This window comes from Aestuariibacter sp. GS-14, assembly GCF_006494365.1.
In the GTDB taxonomy this organism is placed as follows: domain Bacteria; phylum Pseudomonadota; class Gammaproteobacteria; order Enterobacterales; family Alteromonadaceae; genus Alteromonas; species Alteromonas mangrovi.
The window spans coordinates 179,623-201,745 of record NZ_VHIP01000004.1; the positions used below are offsets into that span (position 1 = coordinate 179,623).

The 22,123-nt window shown below is 49.5% G+C and carries 27 protein-coding genes; 16 read left to right on the plus strand and 11 right to left on the minus strand.

Going from position 1 to position 22,123, the window contains the following annotated elements:
* The first annotated feature begins 8 nt into the window (after positions 1-8).
* The 7 genes from gspH (at position 9) to FJ444_RS08635 (ending at position 5,071) form a co-directional block, all read left to right on the plus strand.
* Entirely contained in the window at positions 9-653 is a 645-nt protein-coding gene (gspH, locus tag FJ444_RS08605) for a type II secretion system minor pseudopilin GspH (protein ID WP_140957820.1), read from the plus strand.
* Positions 650-1,039, plus strand: a complete 390-nt coding sequence (gene gspI / locus FJ444_RS08610) for a type II secretion system minor pseudopilin GspI (RefSeq protein ID WP_255439086.1) — start codon at positions 650-652, stop codon at positions 1,037-1,039. Before gspH ends, gspI begins: the two co-directional genes overlap by 4 nt.
* Entirely contained in the window at positions 1,036-1,653 is a 618-nt protein-coding gene (gene gspJ / locus FJ444_RS08615) for a type II secretion system minor pseudopilin GspJ (protein WP_140957821.1), read from the plus strand. Before gspI ends, gspJ begins: the two co-directional genes overlap by 4 nt.
* Positions 1,646-2,632 (plus strand): type II secretion system minor pseudopilin GspK, encoded by a 987-nt coding sequence (gene gspK / locus FJ444_RS08620; RefSeq protein WP_140957822.1) that lies wholly within the window; start codon positions 1,646-1,648, stop codon positions 2,630-2,632. The genes gspJ and gspK overlap by 8 nt, the downstream gene beginning before the upstream one ends.
* Positions 2,632-3,834, plus strand: a complete 1,203-nt coding sequence (gene gspL, locus FJ444_RS08625) for a type II secretion system protein GspL (RefSeq protein WP_140957823.1) — start codon at positions 2,632-2,634, stop codon at positions 3,832-3,834. The genes gspK and gspL overlap by 1 nt, the downstream gene beginning before the upstream one ends.
* Entirely contained in the window at positions 3,834-4,310 is a 477-nt protein-coding gene (gspM, locus tag FJ444_RS08630) for a type II secretion system protein GspM (protein ID WP_140957824.1), read from the plus strand. The genes gspL and gspM overlap by 1 nt, the downstream gene beginning before the upstream one ends.
* A 65-nt stretch (positions 4,311-4,375) precedes the next feature.
* On the plus strand, positions 4,376-5,071 hold the full coding sequence (locus FJ444_RS08635) for a type II secretion system protein N (RefSeq protein WP_181405109.1): 696 nt from the start codon (positions 4,376-4,378) through the stop codon (positions 5,069-5,071).
* Between the two features lie 57 nt (positions 5,072-5,128).
* On the opposite strand, the gene FJ444_RS08640 is transcribed toward FJ444_RS08635, so the two are convergent.
* From FJ444_RS08640 to yrfG, 4 genes are all read right to left on the minus strand, one after another.
* A complete protein-coding gene (locus FJ444_RS08640) occupies positions 5,129-5,524 on the minus strand; it encodes a hypothetical protein (RefSeq protein ID WP_140957826.1) in 396 nt (131 codons plus the stop codon).
* A gap of 10 nt (positions 5,525-5,534) precedes the next feature.
* A complete protein-coding gene (locus tag FJ444_RS08645) occupies positions 5,535-6,095 on the minus strand; it encodes a MalM family protein (RefSeq protein ID WP_181405110.1) in 561 nt (186 codons plus the stop codon).
* Between the two features lie 181 nt (positions 6,096-6,276).
* A complete protein-coding gene (gene yjjX, locus FJ444_RS08650) occupies positions 6,277-6,807 on the minus strand; it encodes an inosine/xanthosine triphosphatase (RefSeq protein ID WP_181405111.1) in 531 nt (176 codons plus the stop codon).
* 13 nt (positions 6,808-6,820) lie between these two features.
* Complete coding sequence (yrfG, locus tag FJ444_RS08655; protein ID WP_140957829.1) at positions 6,821-7,504, minus strand: GMP/IMP nucleotidase; 684 nt, start codon at positions 7,502-7,504, stop codon at positions 6,821-6,823.
* Positions 7,505-7,572: 68 nt separating this feature from the next.
* Between yrfG and nudE the strand changes: the two genes are divergently transcribed.
* Genes nudE through FJ444_RS08670 form a run of 3 tightly spaced genes read left to right on the plus strand, consistent with a single transcriptional unit; the run spans position 7,573 to position 9,537 of the window.
* Positions 7,573-8,145 (plus strand): ADP compounds hydrolase NudE, encoded by a 573-nt coding sequence (gene nudE, locus FJ444_RS08660; RefSeq protein ID WP_140957830.1) that lies wholly within the window; start codon positions 7,573-7,575, stop codon positions 8,143-8,145.
* Entirely contained in the window at positions 8,138-8,956 is an 819-nt protein-coding gene (gene cysQ, locus FJ444_RS08665) for a 3'(2'),5'-bisphosphate nucleotidase CysQ (RefSeq protein WP_140957831.1), read from the plus strand. The genes nudE and cysQ overlap by 8 nt, the downstream gene beginning before the upstream one ends.
* A gap of 11 nt (positions 8,957-8,967) precedes the next feature.
* Positions 8,968-9,537: a YceI family protein gene (locus tag FJ444_RS08670; RefSeq protein WP_140957832.1), complete on the plus strand. Its 570-nt coding sequence runs from the start codon at positions 8,968-8,970 to the stop codon at positions 9,535-9,537.
* A gap of 101 nt (positions 9,538-9,638) precedes the next feature.
* Here FJ444_RS08670 and mdoH read toward each other — a convergent pair whose 3' ends face one another.
* Entirely contained in the window at positions 9,639-11,600 is a 1,962-nt protein-coding gene (mdoH, locus tag FJ444_RS08675; protein WP_140957833.1) for a glucans biosynthesis glucosyltransferase MdoH, read from the minus strand.
* Positions 11,581-13,209 (minus strand): glucan biosynthesis protein, encoded by a 1,629-nt coding sequence (locus FJ444_RS08680; protein WP_255439088.1) that lies wholly within the window; start codon positions 13,207-13,209, stop codon positions 11,581-11,583. Before FJ444_RS08680 ends, mdoH begins: the two co-directional genes overlap by 20 nt.
* Before the next feature lie 391 nt (positions 13,210-13,600).
* Between FJ444_RS08680 and FJ444_RS08685 the strand changes: the two genes are divergently transcribed.
* Positions 13,601-14,152 carry an outer membrane beta-barrel protein gene (locus FJ444_RS08685; protein WP_255439089.1) on the plus strand — a complete coding sequence of 184 codons (552 nt, stop codon included), beginning with the start codon at positions 13,601-13,603 and terminating at the stop codon, positions 14,150-14,152.
* Positions 14,153-14,200: 48 nt separating this feature from the next.
* Here FJ444_RS08685 and FJ444_RS08690 read toward each other — a convergent pair whose 3' ends face one another.
* Genes FJ444_RS08690 through FJ444_RS08705 form a run of 4 tightly spaced genes read right to left on the minus strand, consistent with a single transcriptional unit; the run spans position 14,201 to position 17,802 of the window.
* Positions 14,201-14,425 carry a YheU family protein gene (locus FJ444_RS08690; RefSeq protein ID WP_140957835.1) on the minus strand — a complete coding sequence of 75 codons (225 nt, stop codon included), beginning with the start codon at positions 14,423-14,425 and terminating at the stop codon, positions 14,201-14,203.
* Positions 14,422-15,441, minus strand: a complete 1,020-nt coding sequence (locus tag FJ444_RS08695) for a hydrolase (RefSeq protein ID WP_140957836.1) — start codon at positions 15,439-15,441, stop codon at positions 14,422-14,424. The genes FJ444_RS08690 and FJ444_RS08695 overlap by 4 nt, the downstream gene beginning before the upstream one ends.
* On the minus strand, positions 15,438-15,920 hold the full coding sequence (locus FJ444_RS08700; protein ID WP_140957837.1) for a TIGR02444 family protein: 483 nt from the start codon (positions 15,918-15,920) through the stop codon (positions 15,438-15,440). The genes FJ444_RS08695 and FJ444_RS08700 overlap by 4 nt, the downstream gene beginning before the upstream one ends.
* Positions 15,904-17,802 (minus strand): ATP-binding cassette domain-containing protein, encoded by a 1,899-nt coding sequence (locus FJ444_RS08705; RefSeq protein WP_140957838.1) that lies wholly within the window; start codon positions 17,800-17,802, stop codon positions 15,904-15,906. Before FJ444_RS08705 ends, FJ444_RS08700 begins: the two co-directional genes overlap by 17 nt.
* A 116-nt stretch (positions 17,803-17,918) precedes the next feature.
* Between FJ444_RS08705 and FJ444_RS08710 the strand changes: the two genes are divergently transcribed.
* From FJ444_RS08710 to FJ444_RS08730, 5 genes are all read left to right on the plus strand, one after another.
* Positions 17,919-18,125 (plus strand): YheV family putative zinc ribbon protein, encoded by a 207-nt coding sequence (locus FJ444_RS08710; protein ID WP_140957839.1) that lies wholly within the window; start codon positions 17,919-17,921, stop codon positions 18,123-18,125.
* A 68-nt stretch (positions 18,126-18,193) separates the two neighbouring features.
* Positions 18,194-18,679, plus strand: coding sequence for a YgjV family protein (locus FJ444_RS08715; RefSeq protein WP_370298034.1), 486 nt, complete (start codon positions 18,194-18,196; stop codon positions 18,677-18,679).
* A gap of 71 nt (positions 18,680-18,750) precedes the next feature.
* A complete protein-coding gene (locus FJ444_RS08720) occupies positions 18,751-19,371 on the plus strand; it encodes an OB-fold-containig protein (protein WP_140957841.1) in 621 nt (206 codons plus the stop codon).
* Positions 19,372-19,392: 21 nt separating this feature from the next.
* Positions 19,393-21,153 (plus strand): flotillin family protein, encoded by a 1,761-nt coding sequence (locus tag FJ444_RS08725; protein ID WP_140957842.1) that lies wholly within the window; start codon positions 19,393-19,395, stop codon positions 21,151-21,153.
* 18 nt (positions 21,154-21,171) lie between these two features.
* Entirely contained in the window at positions 21,172-21,801 is a 630-nt protein-coding gene (locus FJ444_RS08730; protein ID WP_140957843.1) for a cold shock and DUF1294 domain-containing protein, read from the plus strand.
* Positions 21,802-21,817: 16 nt separating this feature from the next.
* On the opposite strand, the gene FJ444_RS08735 is transcribed toward FJ444_RS08730, so the two are convergent.
* On the minus strand, positions 21,818-22,123 hold the full coding sequence (locus FJ444_RS08735; protein WP_140957844.1) for a DNA-binding transcriptional regulator: 306 nt from the start codon (positions 22,121-22,123) through the stop codon (positions 21,818-21,820).

Here is a 22,123-nt window from a genome sequence, read left to right on the forward strand (position 1 = left end):
TCGCTGCCATGCGCGTGCACAGCTCCGCTTCTGCTCAATTCGGCTTGCCACGCGCTCAGGGCGGCTTTACGCTGCTTGAGGTAATGCTGGTACTGTTGCTGATGGGGCTCACGGCGGGCTATGTGGTGTTTAACGCGTTTGGCACCAATCCCACAGAGCAACTGGAACGGGAGGTTCGACGGTTACAGGTAGTGGTAGACATGGCCAGCGACTTTGCCGTTCTGAATCAGCAACAACTGGGCATTTATTTCGACACCGAAGCACGTAGCTACACCTTTATGCAGCTCGACGAAGACGACAACTGGCTGCCCATTGAAGGCAATAAAGTGTATGCCCCGGTTACTCTTAGTGAGCCATTTTACTTTACCCTGGCCCTGGACGATTTGCCCTGGCAAACCGAAGACAGCCTGTTTGATCGTGAACTGTTCGATGCCACGCTGAGCGTGAACGATAAAGAAATGAATATTGGCGAGGAAGCACCACCACCGCCTCCGCCACAAATTCTCATCCTGTCGAGTGGCGAAATCACGCCGTTTAGCCTGACATTTTATTTTGAACCTGAGTTTGGTAACGAACTGCCTGCCTATTTCTTGCTGAATAACCAGGACATGCCACCGCTTGAAATGGTTGGTCCGCTGGAGCAACTGCCGTGAGGGTAATAACACGTCAGTCCGGCCTTACTCTGCTTGAGGTAATGGTAGCGCTGTTTATTTTTGCCGTTACCGGCACCGCTATCATGAAAGCCGCTTCAGAACATTTAAACGGCGTAGGGCAAATTGAAGAAGTAGCTATTGCCACCTGGGTTGCCAACAATCACATAAATGAACTTCTGCTGGAACGCAGCTGGCCGCTAAAGAACAATCAAAAAGGTCAGCAGGATATGGCTGGCCGCACCTGGTACTGGACCCAGGTAGTTAAAGCCACCAACGACAGCGACTTTAAAGCCGTAGAGGTGAGCGTTAGCCTCAAAGAGCAACGCACCGACAACATCACCACCGTAGTGGTATACCTGGCCAAACCCGCCGAGGTGACCCCATGACACAGCGCGGTTTTACGTTAATCGAAATTCTCATCGCCATGGCCATTTTTACCATGATAGGCCTGGCCTCAACCGCCCTGCTTACCACGGTAATAGACAGCGATGAGGCGTCCAGTGAGAAATTTGCCGAATTACAGCAACTACAGCGCTTTATGCTGACGCTTGAGCGCGATGTGCTGCAAGCCGTTGACCGCCCGGTAAGGGTTGAAGGCGAAGAAAATAAAACCGTGTTTCGCGGCGGAGAGCTGGACGACAGCGATGCCGACGGCATGGCATTTGTGCGAGGCGGCTGGCACAATCCTAAACTCATGTTACCGCGCAGCACCTTACAGGGCGTGGCTTACCGCCTAAAAGACAACAACATTGAAAGACTCAGCACGGTTTACGTTGATAATGTATTGGGCTACGAGCCCAAAGTAAGGGTAGTGCTCAGCGACGTGAAAGATTTTCAACTGGAATTCAACACCGGTGAAGAAGAGGGGCGCAATAACAGCTGGCACGACAGCTTTACCGGCGAGCGATTACCCGACGGCATACGAGTAACCATTGTTACGGAAAACGGCAACGAATACATTCGCGTATTTGCGATTGGCGGAGTCGTCAGCAATGGGTAACGCTAAGTATCAACAGGGCGCCGCGCTGCTCATTGTATTGATGATAGTGGCGCTTGTTGCCATTATTGCTACCGAGATGGGCGCCCGGCTTCAACTCCAGGTTCAGCGCGCCATTAATATCAAAGACAACAATCAGGCATACTGGTATGCCGTTAGTGCCGAAGAATATGCCCGCAAGTCAATTGCTACGTTAATGCAGGAAACCGGTGACAAGATCCATTTAAACCAGCCCTGGGCAGAAGCGTTTGAATACCCGATGGACAGCGGCGGCATCAGTGCCCGACTGGAAGATATGCAAAGCTGTTTTAATTTAAATGCCTTGCCCGACGCCAACCAACAAAATGCGTCTGCCACGGAGCCTTCGGAGGCCCTGATTGCTTTTGCGCGCCTGTTGCAGTTGGTAAACGAAGACATCGACAGTTACACCGTAGATACCATCCGCGATTCACTGGGCGATTGGATCGACAGCGACGATCAAATGCGCGTTTATGGTGCCGAAGAAAGCGAGTACGCGTCGCGGGAATTCCCCTATCTGGCAGCCAACAGCATGATGGCGAGCCAGTCGGAACTGCGCCTGATTAATGGTGTGGAACCACAGTGGCTGGATAGTTTGTTGCCTATGGTGTGTGTCATTCCTGCCAGCAATCTGATGTCGGTGAATGTAAATACCCTGTCGGAAGATCACGCGCCGTTGCTTGCTGCACTTACCGGATTAAGCACCGACCAGGCCAACAGTGTGATCGCTGCACGCCCACAGGATGGCTGGGACGACGTAAACGATTTTCTTGCAGAGCCAGACATTGCGGCCCTGCAATTAACCACTACCCAAACAGAATGGTTCGCCGTCACCACAGAGTATTTTATTTTACATACCAAGAGCCGTTACAATGAGGCAAGTTTTGCTATGGCGACAGTGTTTAATGCCACCTCAGCGGGGGATGTAACTGTGTTACGGCGCGAATTTGGAGTCTTAAAATAATGGAACAGTTAGTTGTCAGACTTGGCACCGCTATTTCCGATCCGGTCCACTGGGTTGTTTGGTCTACTCAGGATCAGGATGTGATCGCCAGCGGCGAACTGCCCGACGCCAGCGCACTGGCCAGCCTTACCGAACGCACCCGCCTGCGCAAAGCGCTGGTGCTGGTGCCCGGAGCAGACGTCAGGCTGTGTCAGGTAGAACTGCCGCCTAAGGCTAACCGCAAAATCCTGAACGCAATCCCTTACATGCTGGAAGACGAGTTGGCGAACGACATCAGCGAACTGTTTTTTGCCTTTGGGCCCAAATCAGGCAATCAGCAAAGTGTAGCGATAGTAAGCCACGATGCGTTAACGCAATGGCAACAATGGATTGAAGATGCCGGATTTATTTGCGACATCCTGATGCCCGACACCTTAGCGCTGCCGCAGCCGGAGCCTCAGCACTGGAGCGCCATAGCGCTGGGCGATCAGCTGATTGTGCGCCAGGGTAACTGGCAAGGTGTGCAGGGTGAAGCCAACTTTATTACCGGTGTACTGGCATTTCAGGCCAAACAAATCCCCGAGGGTATTACCGTGAATGCCTTGTCGGACCTGGATTTACACGCAGTGCCCAACATTACCGTTACCGCCGACGAGTCAGGGCTACCGCCCGCAGGCAAACTGGCAAAAGCAGCGTTGTCTGCCTCATTTAACCTGCTCCAAGGTCAGTATAAGGTTAAAAAGCAACACAATCAGGTGTGGCAGCTGTGGCGCACGCCAGTGATATTACTCGGCCTGGTGGTGGTCCTTACGCTGGGCGAGAAAGCGCTGCAATTACAACAACTCAAACAACAAAACGATGAATTGACCGCACAGATTGATACGGTGATTAAACAGGGATTCCCTGATTTGGGCGCATACCGAGATGCCCGCACACGTATCGAGCGCGAAATGGCAGATCTGGAGCAGGGCGGCAACGGCGGGTCAGTACTGGTTATGCTGGCACAGTTAAACAGTGCATTTGCCAGCTCTAAGGTAACACCACAAACCATCACCTTTAACGCCAATCGCAGTGAGATCCGCATGCAGGCTGAGGGTAAGGATTTTGATGCTCTCGACGCCTTTAAACGTCGTGCCGAAGCAGCTGGATTCAGTGTGGAGCAGGGCGCAATTAATAAGCGCGACGACAAGGTGATTGGCACAATGGCAATAAGGGGCGCGTAATGGACAAGTTAAAGCAAAAATTTGCCGCCCTCACCGAGCGCGAACAGCGTTTGGTTATGCTCTCCGCTATTGTTGTAGTGGTAGGTTTATTCTACTGGGGCGTATGGGCACCACTTAACCAGAGTATTGCCCAGCAAACCAAGCAACTTGGCAATAACAAGGCACTGTTAAGCTGGGTAGAGGAGCAGGCCGCTCGCGCCACTTTCCTGCGCAGCAGCCAAACAGGTAAACGCAGCTTAAATGGCTCGCTGCAACAGGCCGTTACATCGTCCAGCAGTCAGTTCTCGCTGGTTATCTCTCGTATGCAGCCGCAAGGAGAAGATCTGCAGGTGTGGATTGATGAAGCCGCCTTTAACAATCTGGTTGCCTGGCTCGATCATCTGGAATCCCGTGGCGTGAATATAGACCAACTGGATGTGACTGAAGCAGACGCTTCAGGCATGATTAAAGTAAGACGATTGGTACTGAGTAAATGATAAAACAGTATTGGCGATGGATCCTCGCCGCCCTTTTTCTCTATCTCATTTTATTGATCGCTTACATGCCAGCAGCGCAGATTGCCTACCGGGTACCCTTACCCGATACGGTGAAACTGGGCAATGTTTCGGGCACACTGTGGAAAGGCGAAGTTGATCGCCTGGTGGTGAACAATATGCCGATACAACGGCTTAGCTGGGAACTGTCTGCTTTGCCGTTGCTAATGGGTAAACTGTCGGTAAGTCTGGATGCAGGTAATATGCGTTCTTCCGATGCGATTGCGTTCAAAGGCCCGGTAAAACTGGATTTATTCGCCGAAGGCAACCTTACCGCCAGCGATTTTTTGCTGTTTTTACCCGTTGACCGCGTATTGTCAGAAGTGCAATTACCGTTGCCAGTAGACGCAGGTGGGCGCTTTCGCGTAAACGTAGAGTCACTGAGTCTTGAGGCGGGCAAATGCGCACAGATGATGGCCTATGGTGACTGGCTGAATGCCACGGTTGCTGGCACCCAAGGTCCTATTGAGCTTGGCAACTATACGGCCTCGCTGCGCTGCGACAATCAGCAATATCTGATATCGGTAACTGAGCCAAATTTATTGGGGTTAACCCTGGATGTACAAGCGGCTACCGACCTTTCGGGATTAACGCTAACGTCGAAATTTAAGCCTGATCCGTCACTTCACCAGGAAGTGCATGAGGCAGCACAATTCTTTGGTCAGCCCGATAGCGAAGGCTATATTCATTACGATATTCGTTAAAAATAATTAATTGTTTTCACTCAGGCCGTATCGGCGGCCAGAGTGAAAATGCTTTACTTAGTTAAACCACTGCCAGCGGTTGCGGGTAGTCAGAAATATCACTAATCCTCCCACCAAGCCAAACAGCGCCCCCAGAATACCTACTCCCAGATAAATGTTAATCACAAACGCAATGGCAACAGAGAGGTACATGCCGTAAACCGCCCACTTTTTCCAGCACCATATACCCACGGCTATGGCGAAATTGATGGTGCTCATCACCCCGAAGAAATAGACAATGCCGATTGTTGCTTTCGGGTGTACCGATACAATGACATCCGGTGAGGTAAAATAGGCGAATGCGGTAAGAGGGTTAGCTATAAACATTAAAATAAGCAATGCCGTTAGCCAAAATCCACGTGTTATTTGCGGTGGCTTATCGTGTTCTTTATTGATCGCGGACGCTTCCTGCATGAGCACTCCCTCAGTAAAAGGTTAATTCAATTTTACCGGTAGGCGCATTTTCCAGCTGAATGGACGTGCCGCCGCTAACGGTAACAAACCCACCTTTTTTGTACGGGGCCTGGGTGTATACAATAATGTAGGCGGTGTGCTGCGGGGTGCGTTTGCCGCCCAGCATGTGGGCATTACTGTCGCCGTTGAAACTGCCATCATAAAATGTCATATCCATGGTGCCCTGTTCGATGGCATTAAACTGACTATCTAAAAACAGCAGATACGGCTGCATATACTGGCCAATAAACATGCCGTTAAAGTAGCTTTTAATTTGTATATTGGATTGCTGAAGTTCAGCGGGAATTGCCAGAGCGCCAAAATACGTTTTACCGTGGCCAAAGTCGAACACCGGGGCGCCTTTTTCGTTCAGTTCAAATGTTGCCACCTTGGTACTGTTTAATGGCTGATAACTAATGTTACTGATATCTGAACAGCACAGTTTTTTTTGCTTCAACGCGTTATTTTGATCGGCAATAGTTGTAACACACGCGCTAAGCAACAAGCTCAGGCTTAATAGTAAGTACTTCACAATCTGTCTCCCTAACAATTGCGGGCAATATCCAAAACGGTCACCAGCCCCAACTGTAATAATTATTGATCCGTTATGGTAATCAACAGCTTAACGTTAAGCCCGGTGGGTATGCCAGCAGATCTTCGGGCCGGCAAATAATTTATGCAGTTGATGCCGGGACTTACCCGGCTGGTGTAGATCAAGCAGAAAACAAACTGGCGTGATTAAATGGCGACATGGCCAGGATCACCGCCAGCTCGTAGACGCTTTGACGGGTAGCCAGGTTATTGGTGAGTAAACCAATGGCACCGCCTTTTTGTTTTACATTTACGGTATTGAATGTACGGTCCATCACTGGTCCTAGCTCTTCACCGTTCACCAACGCCTGATACACACTGTTGGGAAGAGGTAAATTGGCACTGCGGCCTACCGACCACTGTTTTCCATTACAAATGGCTACATACGCAAATGTTGCGGGGCCATCTTCAAAACAATCCACGCCGCCCTCTATGGCGATATACCAATCGGCTTGTTGCGTTTGCATACAGGCTTTTACGCGGTTTACCGCGCCTAAACGGGTTTCAGCTTCGGTCATCGGCTGATCGGCCACCAAACTGGGCGCATCCACACCTAGCACGTCCTGCTCGCCAATATTACCCAGCACCTTATCCATAGCAATGCGTGCAGCATTAACTTTTACCGGGTTCTGCGACCCTACTACAAGCTTCATTATCTGACTCCTGCTATTTAACTGGCGGGTTGTTGCGAATATCGTTCAACAGGGTGCGATAGTCGGTTACCGCTGGAAAAGCCCTGATATCCCTCACCGGCTGCTTGCTGTCGGGGTTACTTACCGCCAACAAATGCTTAATACCAAAGGTTTTTGCCGCTTCAAGAATAGTTAAACTGTCGTCTACAAACAGTGTGGTAGCAGGATCAAAACCCAAACGCTGCTGAAGCGCCCGCCACAGCTCTTGCGACTCTTTAGTCACGCCAAACTCATGGGTTGAGATAAGCGTATCAATATGCGAATCGAGCTGAGTATGTTCCACTTTCAATGACAAACTGCCTGGGTGAGCATTGGTTACCAGCACAACGTCGCGGCCGCTGTCGTGCAATGCATCTAAAAACGGAATGGTATCGTCGCGCATTGCAATCAGGTGTTCAATTTCCCGCTTTGCAGCAACAATATCCATGTTCAGATAGTCCGCCCAGTAATCCAGACAGTACCACTCTATTTTGCCGCTTACCCGCTCGTAATGCGCTGTCATCTCGGCCCGACACGCCTCTAATGGCTTGCCTGAACGCTCAGCTATTTTCCGGGGTAAATGCTCCAGCCAAAATTGATTGTCAAAATGCAAGTCCAACAAGGTGCCGTCCATATCCAGCAACACCGTTTTGATTTCTTTCCAGGGCAGAAATGGCAAGCGCTTTTCCTTCAAATACGTTAATCTTAAGATTGACACTATGATAACGAAAGACTGACCTGAACAACATGAGCAATATGGAAAAGGACAAAACATTGCCTATTATCCATCAGCGGGAAATTGTGGCAGAAAGCCGTTTTTTTCGCGTGGAACGCGTAGATCTGGAATTTTCCAATGGCGCTACCCGCCAGTTTGAACGCATGGCTGGCTACAGCCGCGGTGCGGTAATGATTGTTGCCGTTCAGGATGGACACTTTTTGTTAGTCAGAGAATATGCTGCGGGCACCCATTCCTACGAACTCGGGTTCCCCAAAGGATTGATTGATCAGGGTGAAAGTGCGCTTGAGGCAGCCAACCGGGAATTACAGGAAGAAGCGGGCTTTGGCGCGAAGTGTTTAGAGGAAATACACAGCGTTAATATGGCGCCAACCTTCTTCAATGCGCGCATGACTATTGTGATCGCCCGCGATTTGTATCCCCAGAGCCTGCCCGGTGACGAACCAGAGCCACTGGAAGTTGTGCGCTGGCCAATCAACCAAACCGATGAATTACTCGCCCGCGACGACTTTATAGAAGCCCGCTGCGTCGCCGCGCTTTTCCTTGCTCAAAAGTGGTTAAAGGAGCACCCCGACTATGCCTGAACACACCGATGAAGCCTTATTAAATATTGCCAAAGAAGCCGCTGTTGCTGCCGGCGAGGCAATTATGACCCTTTACGACGAGGGAGACTTCGAAAGTTATCAAAAAGCCGATGATTCACCGGTAACCAGCGCCGATTACAAAGCCAACGAAATTATCTGCCAGCATCTCAAGCTCAATACACCCGATATTCCCATTTTGTCGGAAGAGAATAAGCACGCGAGTCTGGAAGAACGCGCGAAGTGGAAGCGCTACTGGTTAATTGACCCCATCGACGGTACTCAGGAATTTATCGCACGCAGTGGTGATTTTGCCGTGAACATAGCCCTGATAGAAGATAATGATCCTAAGATAGGCGTGATTTTCTGGCCGCCAGGGCAAAGTCTCTATTATGCAATTAAGGGGCATGGTGCTTTCAAAGAATCTCCGGAAGCGTCTGGGCCCATCAGCGTGCGTAAACTAGACGATCCGCACAACAGTGTGGTGATTCTGGCTATTAGCCGTCGCCAACCTCGCGAGCGTGTGACTGGCAGAATGAGCGCCAAGCGTGTGTATCAAACGCTGCCATTAGGCAGTTGTTCGTTAAAGGCCTGTTTTATTGCCGAAGGTAAGGCCGATGCATTTATGCGCATTGGCGTTACCGGCGAATGGGATACCGGTGCGTCGCAATGTATTGTTTCTGAAGCTGGCGGAGCGATTTTTGCGGCCAACTTTGAGCCACTGAGCTATAACCAGCGCGATTCTTTGGAAAACCCGGATTTCGTGGTGTTGGGCGACCAGAACGTGCCCTGGCAGGACATTATCCAATATTAAGGAGCAAATTTATGTTTAAGCAATCTGTAGTGTTACTTTCTGCTTTGTTATCCTCGTCGGCATTTGCTCAGTGGACTCTGGATGAAACCCAGTCATCCCTGCACTTTATGTCAACCAAGAACGCTCAGGTAACCGAAGTTCACCGGTTCGATGCGTTGTCTGGATCGCTCTCTGATGCAGGCGTACTCAGCATTAGTGTCCCCTTGTCGTCGGTAAATACCAATATTGCCATCCGCAATACCCGCATGCAGGAAATGCTGTTTGAAGTGAGTAAATACCCAACAGCAACCTTCACCACTACACTGCCTGCAGACTTACTCGACATGGACGCTGGCACCAGTCAGGCAGCTGTTGTTGAAGGTGAGCTTAGCCTGCACGGAATGACCGCACCGGTGAGTTTTAATGTGATGGTAAGCAAGCTGTCTGATGACACCCTGCAAGCGTCAACCATAGCACCAACCCTGATTGGAGCCGATACGTTTGGCCTGAAAGGGGGCGTGGAAGCATTACAAAATATTGCCGGCTTACAGAGCATTACGTTTAATGCGCCGGTGACATTCAGCGTTACATTCGAGAAGTAATCCCTTCGCCGAATGGAAGCCTAATGAGAAAAGGCGGGGCAGTCTGAGGAGAAGACACTGCACCCGCCTTTGGTTCAACCTAATTCGTTATCCCGTTATCACTACACCGCCTGTGGCAATGCACGCGGCTCCGGATGTGAACTGAAATCCTGAATGGTCATAGGCACCCAGTGGCTCTCTGGTAAAGCAGGTACTGTTAACGCAGCAACACTTTCCACAACGGGTTCCTGATAGTTAGCCATTCCTAATCTCACACGCTTCAGCGCTTTACATTCACTTAGCTCGTCGTGGATCACAAAAATTCCCCAGCGAAAGCTTTGTTTACCCAGTGTGAGGCTCGAGGTTAAGCGAATAATGGGCGATGCCAGTAAGAGTCCCACCAGCACAGGTAACAACCAGGCAAACAGGGCAGGCGTGTAATAGGCAGTGATTGCACCCCACACCAGTGCGGTTAGAGTGGCAATATGCGCACGCTTAATAGCAACACTCCAGGGCACCATGCTGCCTTCGCGTGCCTGCGCTTCCCATTTCACAGAAATACCCATAAACACGCTCAATACAAAGTAGCTGTGATAGAACATCATCAGGGGCGCAATAATAATAGCCATAATCAGTTCCATTACACCGCCTTTGATCAGGCGCCATGCTCCACCGAACTCGTCACGGCGCTGAATCAGTGCCAGTACCAATCCCAGGATTTTTGGCATAAACAGGGCCGCCATAGTGCCCCACATAGTGGCAAACATCAGACCCTGACGGGCGATCTGCCAGTCTGGGAACAGCTGATAAGGCGAGCTAAAGAACTGCACGGGTGTTAGTGCTTTATTCAGTGCATCAGCAGTACCAAAAGCCAGCACCAGCAATAACAACAGCGACGAAATGTACGCAAACGCGCCAAATAAAAAATGCAAACGACTCGTGGTTTTTAAACCCTTAACACCCAGCAAGCCAAGATGCTGAATATTGCCCTGTACCCACCGGCGATCTCGGGTAGCATATTCAATCATGTTTGAAGGCACTTCTTCATAACTGCCCGTAGTATCGGTTAACAGGTAAACCTGCCAGCCAGCGCGGCGCAGCAACGCAGCTTCAACGAAGTCATGACTTAAAATGTCGCCACCAAATGGCTCTTTGCCCGGCAGCGTAGGCAGGCCACAATGCTGCATAAAAGGCACAATACGAATAATAGCGTTATGGCCCCAATAGTTCGCACTGTCGGTTTGCCAGAACGACAAACCGGTAGCCAGCATCGGGCTATACAAATGCGCGGCAAACTGCACGAAGCGCGCAAAAAAGGTGTGCTGACGCACTGGCATAGGTATCGTTTGAACCAGCGCGGTATCCGGGTTTTGTTCAATGCGTTGTGCCAGGTCCAGCATGCGCTCGGCAGACATAATGCTGTCGGCATCCAGAACAATCATAGATTCGTACTGACTGCCCCAGCGCTGACAAAAGTCGGCGATATTCCCAACCTTACGGCCAATGTTCTTCTCGCGGCGGCGATAAAATACCTGACTGCCGGCGCTGCCTAAGCGTTGCTGCAGCGCTTCCCAGGCAGCCAATTCTGCTTGCGCAATGTCGGCCTTGGTGGTGTCAGACAACATGTAGAAATCAAATTGTGCACCCTGACTGCTGCTCAGCAATTCGCGCACACAGGCTTCGAACCCTACCATAATACGGCGGGTATCTTCATTGTAAACCGGCATTACAACCGCATGACGCTGAGATAGCGGCATACTGGCATCAGGACTGGGCAGGGCTTTTTTCATGCTTAACGGATCAATGTTAAACAGCTTTAAAACAAAGCCAATCACTGCCGTCCAAAACGACATGGACAGCCATAAGAACAGCACGGTACTCAGCACCAGCTGCGCGATTTCCAGGCCGGTTAACTGATTCGGTTTAAAAATCTCATACAGACTCCAGGTGGCCAACGACGCAGTTGGCAATACCAGTAGTGCCATGATGGATAATCGCACACCCTCGCCCCAGGTACGCAGAGAAGCAGTATTAGGCGCATGGTGAGTAGCGTGCGAGTGCGCATTATTTTGCGTGGTAAACATAGTTCCATACCTCACTAACACGTTGATTATTTTGATGAATAGAGATCCGCATATCGGTTGCTTTATTACCTTGTGGTGTAACCAGGAAGGTGGCTCGCAGCGCTTTACCGCCGTCCACCGGAAAAACTCTAACCTGACGAATGGTGCCCTGGCTCACACTGGCTTTTGCTTCCAGAGCAGCTGGGTCAAATGTCATACCTTGTGGCACAGCAAAGTCCACAATAAAACGGCGGGTGGCAACGGCATTGTCCTGCTCACCCGGCAGCACGGCTGCCCCCTGGCGCGTTCTTACCACACGGGCAATGTGCGCTTCAGATTTGCTGTCTACCGTACCTTCTCCTAACCCGGTCACAGTTGACAAGGTATAAGAAAAATAACGATGTTCACCGGCTTTAAAAGGTGCGTCTGGTACCCAGTAAGCCACAATGTTGTCGTGGGTTTCTGAGTTAGTTGGGATTTCTACCAACTCCAGGCGTCCGGCTTCAAAACCTGATTGTGGCGTTACCCATAATCCAGGGCGAATGTGATAGTTCGCTTCGCCATCCAGGTAGTTGTCGAATGCGATATCACGCTGCATTAAACCAAAGCCTTTAGGCGCTGAATCGCGCATCGAGGTGATTTGCAATTGCGATGGGTTGGTTAGTGGACGCCAAATTTGCTCTCCCGATTGGGTATGCAATAACATGCCATCGCTATCGTGTACTTCCGGGCGGTAATCGTCAGGACGCTTGCCTGAGTTTTCGCCGTACAGGAACATACTGGTAAAGGGCGCTACACCCAGCTTCTTCACGTTTTCACGCGCAAATAACCAGCTTTCAACCTGCATGGCCGACTCGCTTCCGGGTGTGATCACAAATTTATAGGCACCGCTCACTGAAGGGCTTTCTAAGCGTGCATATACCGTAATTGGATCACCGTCTTTTGGCTCAATTAACCAAAACTCGGTAAAGTGCGGAAATTCCTCACCTTCCGGCATACCAGTATCAATCGCCAATCCCCGCGCTGAAATTCCGTACACGTGAGACTGACCCACTAAACGGAAATACGATGCGCCCAAAAACACAGTGAACTCGTCTTTGTACGAGGTGTTTTTAATGGGGTAATGCAGACGGAAGCCCGCATAACCATTGTTTTCTTTAGTCACTGCAGCGAGCGGCGCAGCTGAAGTATCGTAGTTAAATGCATTGCGATTAAACGCGAAGCGCACCGGTTTGTTGTCGCTACCTACGGTATAAATAGTGACGGGCTGCTGATACAAGAATCCGGGGTGAAAAAACTGCACCTCGAAGTCTTTCTGGTTGCGCCACAAGCTTTGATCAGCGTTAAATCGGATCGCGCGATATGTTTGATAGTCCATGTTTTTCAAAGCATCATCCAGGTCATGATCGCTGACCTCAAAGTCTTGTTGCGCTGACAGTTCAGCTGACTCAATGACGCTTTGTAAAATCTGGGCGTGGGGAGGTACTCCCTGAAAAACTGGCTCTGGATTTGCCGCAACGCTAAACGTCGCCAAAGTAAGACAAAGGCTAACGATTACGGTTAAATACGATGATGTCGTTCGTGCCAAATAGCGCGTCGGTCGGGAATCTTTTGTAGAAAAAAGCGCCATATTGATCTCCATTGATGTGAAAGCCTGGTACCTTAAACTCTCACAGCAATTCCCGATCCAACGTTGCACGATCAATTCAAAATCAAATAAAATTCAATAATATTAAACAGTTACAGCATGATGCTGGCGTAAGAAAAAATTATCATTCACACAAACAGCGTGTAATCCCCACAGAGAACCATGAAAGTGTAGGAAATTTGCAACACTATGAAAGTTCTTCTCAACATCCCTGCTACATAGCAACAATGCCAGCGCGAAAGTCGCCCTAAAACAAATTCACATAAGACACTGTTTAATATGAATTTTATTTTTTAATTTAGGGAATTTTGTATAACTTGGCCCGTAGCTTGCGATAGTCAGCACGATACATTCATTAATAAGGAATTCGTTTATGAAAATGATCACAAAACTGCTTTTAGCGGGAACCACGCTGCTGTCTGTTTCTCTTCCTGCGCTGGCGGATACGCCTGACTGGCGCTATGCAGAAGGCGGGTATACCCGTTATGGTTTTGACAACAGCAATTTTGAACCCGATGGTTTACACATTGGTGGGAAATATTTACTCGATGGTAATTTTTACGCCAATGGCGAGTTTAGCTGGCTTGATCAGTCTGGTTTTGACTTTACCACGCTGACATTAGGTGGTGGTTACCGCATGGCATTAAACAACACTACCGATGCTTATGTTGGCGCCAACTTTGAACGTTTGGATGCCGACAACTACGACGACAACGGTTATAGCCTGGTAACGGGTGTGCGTTCCATGATTTCACCTGATTTGGAATTAACTGGCGAACTGGGCTATTTCGACGTTGACGAAGGTGACATCACACTTAAAGTTGGTGCTTACTATTACTTCAACCCACAATTTGCCGTGGGCGCAAGTTACAAGTTTATTGATGACGCAGACGTATTGCAGGTAACAGCCCGCTACGCGTTCTAAGTGTTTTAACCCTAACGCAGCGCGGTTTGAACCCATTCGCGCGCTGCGTTAGTCTTCTTCGGTATAGCGATCTGCAGGCTGAATATCAACGGTTTCATGCAGTTCGGAATACACCAGTACGGCCGTTCCGTTTCGCAATTGCGTTAATACCTGCTCCACCTTGGTAACCAAATCGATCTCCATTTCGCCGTAATCGGTACCTTCACGCAGCACAAATTCTTTGGCTATATTCTCCAATGTGCCGGCTGACAATTCACTCACAGGAATAATCATAGTGCAGCCTGCATTGGTAAGTAGTCGGCAAAGAAGCGCTTCACGCGCTCGTGCATCCAAATCACCGGTCTGGTTGGCGAACCCTGCATAAAGCCCACATGTCCGCCATGTTCGCTGAGTTCAAGAGTAACCGCATAAGCCAGTTCCTGTTCGCCTGGTACAACGTTTTGGTTCATAAATGGGTCGTCAAGGGCATGCAGAATGAGCGTAGGGCAGTGAATACCCTTCAGGAAATAATACGCGCTGCACTTTTCGTAGTAATCATCGGCATCCTGATAACCGTGCAATGGTGCGGTAACCTTATTGTCGAAATCGCGAAATGTATGAATTTCCCGTATGTCGTGCTGACTGATTTTCAGGATCCCTCGAAAGTCGATCTTTTGCATTTTTTGCAACAGATTGCGCTTCATGCTGTTCAGCAAATACTTCTGGTATACCTTGGAGAACCCTTGATTCACACTGGCGGCACACTCGTCTAATTTTAACGGCGCAGAAATAGCAATCGCGGCTTTAAGTCCGAATGCCTGAGGGTTTTCACCCACAAGCTTAAGTAACATATTCGCCCCCAGTGAAAAACCCATCGCCACTTTGGGTAATGTTGGATAGCGTGCGTTTAGCATCGACAAAACAAACGCCGGATCACTGGTTTCGCCGGAGTGATACGCTCGCGCAGCCTGATTGATTTCGCCGCTACAGCCTCTGAAGTGCATAAGTACTACCTGCCAGCCCCTCTGAGATAACACCGCCATCATGTCATTGGCGTAATGCGAACGCATCGAGCCCTCTAAACCGTGAAACATCACCACCATGCCACTGGGTGTTGCAGGTGCCGGGCCCCAGGCCAGATCAACAAAGTCGTTGTCGGGTAACTTTACCCGCTCCATGGTATAGCGAAGCGGCATGCGCTGTTGAATAAAGCGCGGCCAAATGGTTTGCAAATGGCGGTTTCGTGCCCACTTGGGGGCCTGAAAACTGCTTTGAACTATCCGTCCGTGAGAAGAATTTGCGCGAATCATAATACTGCTTGTAAGTGTGTTTTAATGTCTGGATTTACGTTAATGTTTAAATAGCAAGACAACCGCTCAAGTGGATCAATCGGATCCGCTGCCATTGTGTCGTTTGTGTCCTTTGTGTCGTTTTCAACTGTTACCGGGTTTTGCGATGTATTCAATACCGCCACCAGTGCCTGTTGCTGCAAGGCCTCCAAATTAAGCTCCTGCTGCTTTAGCGCATTGTATTGGGGTGTCCCTTTGGCTTGCCTGCGCTTCACCCGATGTTGCTCGATAGCCGGATTGGTAGTGGCAATCGACACCGCTAATGCGTTGCGGGTTGCTGCAGTGAGCGCAATATTGTGAGCAATACACCAGCTATACAACAACAGTAGGTTTACATTCATGCCGAAGTTGTCCTGCAAGGTAAGACAAGCCTCGGCCACACCGGGTTTACCGTAATGATTAACACTGTATTGCCAGAAGGCCTCAGGCGTTAACGTCATACTCGGCTTTAGCCTCTTCTAATGCTTCCTGCGCCTCCAACCAGAGCGCTTCCGCGTCGTCCAGTTGCCCTTTTATACGGGTTTGCTCATCCAACAGTTTCATTAGTTGCGGCTTTTTATCTGCGTCGTATAACGTCATATCAGACAAAGACACCTCAACATCAGCCAGGGTTTTATTCAGCTTTTCCATTTGCTGTTCGGCTTGCTGAATCTGTTTGCGCAGTGGCGCAGTAGCCTGACGAAACTCCGCTTCGCGGCGCTTTTCGGCCTTGCGATCAACCTTGGGCTTCTCGGCCACCGGCTTGTCGTCGGGTTGTTGCGCTAAAATCCAATTGCGATAATCATCCAGATCGCCATCGAAAGCAGCCACTTCCCCCCGGTCTACCAGGTAAAAATCTTCACAAACCGCAGACAATAAAAAGCGATCGTGCGATACCAGCACCATTGCGCCTTCAAAGCCCTGCAATGCCAGATTAAGCGCATGGCGCATTTCCAAATCCAAATGGTTGGTGGGTTCGTCGAGCAACAGCAGGTTAGGCTTTTGATACACAATGAGCGCTAAAACCAGGCGTGCTTTCTCACCGCCAGACATAGGCGCAACCGGCGCGGTTGCTTCGTCGCCATGGAAGCCAAAGCCGCCAAGGTAATCGCGTAATTGCTGTTCGGTAGCCAGTTTATCCAGTCGTTGCAAATGCAGTAATGCTGACGCGGCCGGATCGAGTGTTTCTAACTGATGCTGGGCAAAATAGCCCACATTCAGGCCTTTGGCGGTGGTGAAAATACCGGTTTTGGGTTCGTGAACCTGGGCAAGCAGTTTAATTAGCGTAGATTTACCCTGACCATTGCGCCCCAGCAAGCCAATGCGACTGCCGGGTACCAAATTTAATTTTACCTGTTGCAGCACAATATGGTTATCGTACCCCAGTGTGATCTGCTCCATTTGCACCAAAGGGTTAGGCAGCGCGGAAGGCATTTTAAATTCAAAACTAAACTGGCTGGCATGGTGGGCGGGCAACAGGGTTTCCATGCGTTCGAGTTGTTTAATCCGGCTCTGGGCCTGTTTCGCTTTACTCGCTTTGGCTTTAAAGCGGTTAATAAAGGATTCCAAATGGGCAATTTTGTCTTGTTGCTTGCGAAATTCAATGTCCTGCAAGCGAATGCGTTCTGCACGCTGGGTTTCATAACTGGAGTAGTTACCCGTGTAGGTCACCAGTTTCTGGTGTTCAACACTGATAATCTGAGTTACGCAGTTATCGATAAACGCTTTATCGTGGGAAATAAGCAGCAATGTGCCCTGGTAACGCTGTAACCAGCGCTCTAACCAAATCACCGCATCTAAATCCAGGTGGTTGGTGGGTTCGTCAAGCAATAGCAGATCAGATGGACACAGCAGTGCCTGTGCCAGGTTCAATCGCATTCGCCAGCCACCGGAAAAATCGGTAACCGGCGCACTCAGTTGCGCAGTAGAAAACCCTAAGCCATCTAAAATTGTTGCCGCCCGGGCTTCTACATCGTACGCACCAGCCTGCGCCAGCAAGTCGTGATATTTGGCTATGGCCTCGCCTTCACCATCCTGTTCGGCCTGCGCTAATTGTTGTTGTAACTTGCGCAAAACCTTATCACCATCAATTACGTATTCTATTGCACTGCGCGATACCGCCGGGGTTTCCTGAGCAACACTCACGATCCGCCAGTCACCCGGTACACTGCTATCGCCGGCATCCAGCGTGAGTTCGCCACGCAGTAATGCAAATAAGCTCGACTTACCGCAGCCATTACTGCCAATAAGGGCGACTTTGTGTCCGGGGAACACCTGCGCAGACGCTGCGTCCAGCAGTACTTTGCTACCGCGCATTAAGGTGATCTGTGATAACTGGATCATATAACGTTGATTGCCTGTGATATCGCTATTAAGCGCGGTATAATAGCAGAACCCGTCGCGCCGATCTTCTATGTCGTGCAGGCGTATTTCACTAATTAGATTATGTGGTGTGTATTATGAGTAAACGTCAACGAAAACGGTTTGTTGCCGGTGCAACCTGCCCAAAATGCAAGGCCACAGACACCATTATGCTGTACTTTGAAAACAACATTGAGAAAATGGCTTGTGTGGAATGTGATTACACCGAGTCTCAGCCGCAGGCAAACGTGCAGTCTGCCAGCCGCAGCAATGCAAACGTAATTGGCGTGTTCAAGCCCGATTAATTGGATTTAATCAACTGTAAGTAGTTACCAACAACATGCCTGAATTCAATGTGGCCCAGGGATTTGGCCTGCTCAGCTTTGTACTGGGTATTTTGTGCTTTTACCAAAAAGACGATCAGCGTTTGCGCATGATGATGGTAGTGATGAACCTCAACCACGCCTTGCACTTCGCATTGCTGGGCGCTTTTACGTCGTGCCTGAGCGCGTTATTGTCGCTGGTGCGCACGGGTCTATCCATTAAAACCCGCTCCCGGGCGGTGGCTTACCTTTTTATTGCCATAACGCTGGCGCTCGGTCTGTATTTTGCCAACGAATGGTACGACTTATTTCCCATCCTTGGCACGTGTATCGGCACGTACGCGCTGTATTGTTTGTCTGGCATAAAAATGCGCCTTGCATTTTTGTGCGGCGCACTGTGCTGGCTAACCAACAACATCATTGTGGGTTCAATTGGCGGTACCCTGCTGGAAGTAACATTACTGGTAGTAAATTGCACCACCATTTGGCGACTCTACGTTGCTAAAAAGGCCGAGCCCGCTAATTCTTTACCCTGAATCAAAATTTTGCCCCGCCACAAAAAAGTGATTACACTGGCAACTCGTGTAAGCCATCAGGGACGGTGGAAATGCTGTCATTTTTTCTTAGTGATGCCAATTTTTGGTTTAGTTGTGCACTGGGTATTGTTGTCGCGCTATTTGTAATGGAAGTCGTTGGTACCCTGATGGGTGTTAGCCTGTTGGGCCTGGCCGATGACCAGGCTGATTTCGACGCCGCAACCGGCAATTTAACGGCACTTGCCAGTTGGTTATCATTAGATCGCCTGCCACTCATGGTTTGGCTGGTTATTCTACTAACCAGCTTCGGCATCATTGGCATCCTCACTAATCTGGTTTCTCAGTCTGCCATCGGCGGACACTTTCCCGTATTTGTAGTGGTTATCGTTGCATTGATAGCAGCGCTTATCATCACCGGCCGTTTTGGTGGCATGATTGCCCGTATGCTGCCCAAGCAGGAATCGTCAGCCACCCATTCGGAACAATTGGTTGGTACAGTAGGTCATATTACCCTTGGCACCGCCAGAACCAATAATCCGGCCGAAGCCAAATTCCTCGATGCATTTGACCAGCCCCATTATCTGCTGGTTGAACCCATTGAACCAGAAGACATATTTCAACAAGGCGACAAGGTGGTGCTGATTAAAAAACAACACCACAGCTGGCTGGCCACCCGCTATTTAGAACTTTAAACCCTAAAGGAAGAAGTAAGCATGGATTCGACAGATCTGAGTAACCTCCCCGCTATGCTGTTTTTAATTGGCTCAGCCATCATTGGGCTAATTGTAATTGGCTTTATTTTTGCCCGTTTGTATAAACGCGCCACTAAAGAAACCGCGTTTGTTCGTACCGGTTTAGGCGGCGAAAAAGTCATTAAAGATGGCGGTGCGCTTGTACTGCCTGTGGTACACGAAATCATTCCGGTCAATATGAACACCTTGCGTATTGAAGTGGAAAAAACGCAAAAAGACGCGTTGATCACCAAAGATCGCATGCGCGTAGACGTGAAAGCCGACTTCTATTTGCGTGTAGCACCCAGTGCCAGTGGTATCTCCATGGCAGCCCAAACGCTGGGTACGCGCACCACGCGTGCCGAAGAAGTGAAAAAGCTTATGGAATCGAAGTTCGTGGACGTACTGCGTGCTGTAGCAGCAGAAATGACCATGACCGAAATGCATGAACAACGTGCTGATTTTGTACAAAAAGTACAGCAAAGTGTAGCGAATGATTTAGAGAAGAACGGTTTAGAACTGGAATCGGTAAGCTTAACCGGTTTCGACCAAACCGATTTACAGTTCTTTAATGAAAACAACGCATTCGACGCCGAAGGTCGCGCCCGTTTAGCTAAAATTATTGAAGAAAAGCGCAAAGAAACCAACGATATTCAACAAGAAAACCGCATCAAAATTGAACAGCGCAACCTGGAAGCAGAAAAGCTGTCGCTGGACATTAAGCGAGATGAAGAAGAAGCCAGAATTCTCCAGGAGCAGGCGTTAGCCTTCAAACGTCAGGAGCAAAAGGCCGAAATCTCCAAGCAGCGTGAGCAAAAAGAACAGGAAGAGCGTCAGGCTGAGATTGCCAAAGACAAAGCTATTGCAGCATCACAAATTGAAAAAGATCGCGACATTGAAGCCCGCGAAATTGAAAAGCGCCGCGCTATTGAAGAAGCGCGTATTCAGCAGCTTCAACAGCTGGAAGTGGCTGAGCAGAATAAGCAAATCGCCATTGCCAATAAGTCGGAAGAAGAATCGGCCGCTCGCGCGAAAGCCGCAGAAGCGGAAAAGCTGAAAGTAGAAAAAGAAGAAGCGGTTATTACGGCACGCCAGGTAGCTGAAGCGAACCGTAGAATGGAAATTGAAGTCATTGATGCGCGTAAAGAAGCTGCGCGTGAAGCGGTAAACATTACCGTTGAAGCGGAGGCCAAACGCGAAGCGGCAATCAATACGTCAGAAGCCATACTTACCGAAGCAAGAGCCTCTGCAGACGCGAAGAAACTGCAAGCCGAAGCAGATGAAAAAGTATTTGCCGTAGAAGCGGCAGGTAAGAAAGCACTGTACGATGCTGAAAATACCCTGAAAATCGAGCAAATTGATTTGCAGCGTTCGTTGGCGCTGCTCAAAGTATTGCCGGAGATTATTGCCAGTGCTGTTAAGCCGCTGGAAAACATTGAGGGCATTAAAATATTGCAAGGCTATAACACTGGCTCAGGCGGTGTAGGCGGCGATCACAGCACAGGCGGAGGTTTATCTGATCAGGTTACCCGCGCAGCGCTGAATTACCGCGCGAACGCGCCATTAGTGGATTCTTTGCTGCGCGAAGTGGGCCTGGTAGATAAGGAAAACGGCACACTGGAAGATCTGTTGCACGGCAACGCCGTAATCGATGGAAACTTAACGGCGGCCAAGGTTACCGACACACCGGCCCCCGAAAAGAGTGCCGTTGACGAAGTCGTAAAGCCTCCCAAAGCCAACTAAATCAAAAGCAGGTAAACATTGAAATATCAGGGAAAGATAAGTAACTGGAACGATGCCAAAGGATTTGGCTTTGTGCAGCCCAATGGCGGTGGTCAGCGGGCATTCGTGCACATCAGCGCTTTCACGCGCCGTTCCAAACGACCGGCAGACAACGACATTATTGTTTACGAACTAACACAACAGGCCGACGGCAAAGCCAAGGCAGTAAACGTAATGTTCGTCGCCGACTATAAATCCCGAAACACCGCTAATCACAGCCCATCTCGATCATCTGAGAGCAGCAAAGCTGCCATTGTATTTACCGGGTTATTTTGTGTGGTGTTTATTGCCGTTACCCTGCTCAACATTTTGCCGAGGCCATTGTTATTTCTCTACACCGGCGCCAGCTTGCTGGCTTTTCTGATGTATGCCTGGGATAAATCCGCCGCGCAAAACAATCGCTGGAGAACACCCGAAGCTCACCTGCAACTAGTGGCACTGATTGGAGGCTGGCCTGGCGCTTACTTAGCGCAGCGAACCCTGCGCCACAAATCCAGCAAAACGTCATTCAAAGTAGCATTTTGGTGTTCGGTAGCACTGAATATTACCGCGCTTGGTTACTTATTTACGGCGTCTGGGCAGTCGCTGGTTAACACTGTTTTTTCATGATGGGGTCGCCTGTGAATCAGGCCAGGATTTCCAGCCCTTTCGCAGCCACCAGATTGAGCAATTTCAAAGATGTACCACGAGGCTTTTTACTGCCTTGTTCCCATTGTCTGACCGTTGATGTTGTAGTGTTAAGATAAGCAGCGAACACAGCTTGGCTCACATGTGCTTTTTTACGAATAGCCTGAATGTGATGTGCTTCAAAGGTTTCGACTTTTGGCAGGCACAGCACATCAAACTCACGCAATGTTTGCTTATCCATAACACCAGCTTCATTCAGGTCTTTTGCTGTGTCATGTATGGCATCTAATATACTGTCTTTCAT

What these genes read in the sequence shown, in the direction of transcription:
- gspH (WP_140957820.1), top strand. Translation starts at nt 9, where the DNA reads ATGCGCGTGCACAGCTCCGCTTCTGCTCAATTCGGCTTGCCACGCGCT.
- gspJ (WP_140957821.1), top strand. Translation starts at nt 1,036, where the DNA reads ATGACACAGCGCGGTTTTACGTTAATCGAAATTCTCATCGCCATGGCC.
- gspK (WP_140957822.1), top strand. Translation starts at nt 1,646, where the DNA reads ATGGGTAACGCTAAGTATCAACAGGGCGCCGCGCTGCTCATTGTATTG.
- gspL (WP_140957823.1), top strand. Translation starts at nt 2,632, where the DNA reads ATGGAACAGTTAGTTGTCAGACTTGGCACCGCTATTTCCGATCCGGTC.
- gspM (WP_140957824.1), top strand. Translation starts at nt 3,834, where the DNA reads ATGGACAAGTTAAAGCAAAAATTTGCCGCCCTCACCGAGCGCGAACAG.
- FJ444_RS08635 (WP_181405109.1), top strand. Translation starts at nt 4,376, where the DNA reads ATGCCAGCAGCGCAGATTGCCTACCGGGTACCCTTACCCGATACGGTG.
- FJ444_RS08640 (WP_140957826.1), bottom strand. Translation starts at nt 5,524, where the DNA reads ATGCAGGAAGCGTCCGCGATCAATAAAGAACACGATAAGCCACCGCAA.
- yjjX (WP_181405111.1), bottom strand. Translation starts at nt 6,807, where the DNA reads ATGAAGCTTGTAGTAGGGTCGCAGAACCCGGTAAAAGTTAATGCTGCA.
- nudE (WP_140957830.1), top strand. Translation starts at nt 7,573, where the DNA reads ATGAGCAATATGGAAAAGGACAAAACATTGCCTATTATCCATCAGCGG.
- cysQ (WP_140957831.1), top strand. Translation starts at nt 8,138, where the DNA reads ATGCCTGAACACACCGATGAAGCCTTATTAAATATTGCCAAAGAAGCC.
- FJ444_RS08670 (WP_140957832.1), top strand. Translation starts at nt 8,968, where the DNA reads ATGTTTAAGCAATCTGTAGTGTTACTTTCTGCTTTGTTATCCTCGTCG.
- mdoH (WP_140957833.1), bottom strand. Translation starts at nt 11,600, where the DNA reads ATGTTTACCACGCAAAATAATGCGCACTCGCACGCTACTCACCATGCG.
- FJ444_RS08680 (WP_255439088.1), bottom strand. Translation starts at nt 13,209, where the DNA reads ATGGCGCTTTTTTCTACAAAAGATTCCCGACCGACGCGCTATTTGGCA.
- FJ444_RS08685 (WP_255439089.1), top strand. Translation starts at nt 13,601, where the DNA reads ATGAAAATGATCACAAAACTGCTTTTAGCGGGAACCACGCTGCTGTCT.
- FJ444_RS08690 (WP_140957835.1), bottom strand. Translation starts at nt 14,425, where the DNA reads ATGATTATTCCTGTGAGTGAATTGTCAGCCGGCACATTGGAGAATATA.
- FJ444_RS08695 (WP_140957836.1), bottom strand. Translation starts at nt 15,441, where the DNA reads ATGATTCGCGCAAATTCTTCTCACGGACGGATAGTTCAAAGCAGTTTT.
- FJ444_RS08700 (WP_140957837.1), bottom strand. Translation starts at nt 15,920, where the DNA reads ATGACGTTAACGCCTGAGGCCTTCTGGCAATACAGTGTTAATCATTAC.
- FJ444_RS08705 (WP_140957838.1), bottom strand. Translation starts at nt 17,802, where the DNA reads ATGATCCAGTTATCACAGATCACCTTAATGCGCGGTAGCAAAGTACTG.
- FJ444_RS08710 (WP_140957839.1), top strand. Translation starts at nt 17,919, where the DNA reads ATGAGTAAACGTCAACGAAAACGGTTTGTTGCCGGTGCAACCTGCCCA.
- FJ444_RS08720 (WP_140957841.1), top strand. Translation starts at nt 18,751, where the DNA reads ATGCTGTCATTTTTTCTTAGTGATGCCAATTTTTGGTTTAGTTGTGCA.
- FJ444_RS08725 (WP_140957842.1), top strand. Translation starts at nt 19,393, where the DNA reads ATGGATTCGACAGATCTGAGTAACCTCCCCGCTATGCTGTTTTTAATT.
- FJ444_RS08735 (WP_140957844.1), bottom strand. Translation starts at nt 22,123, where the DNA reads ATGAAAGACAGTATATTAGATGCCATACATGACACAGCAAAAGACCTG.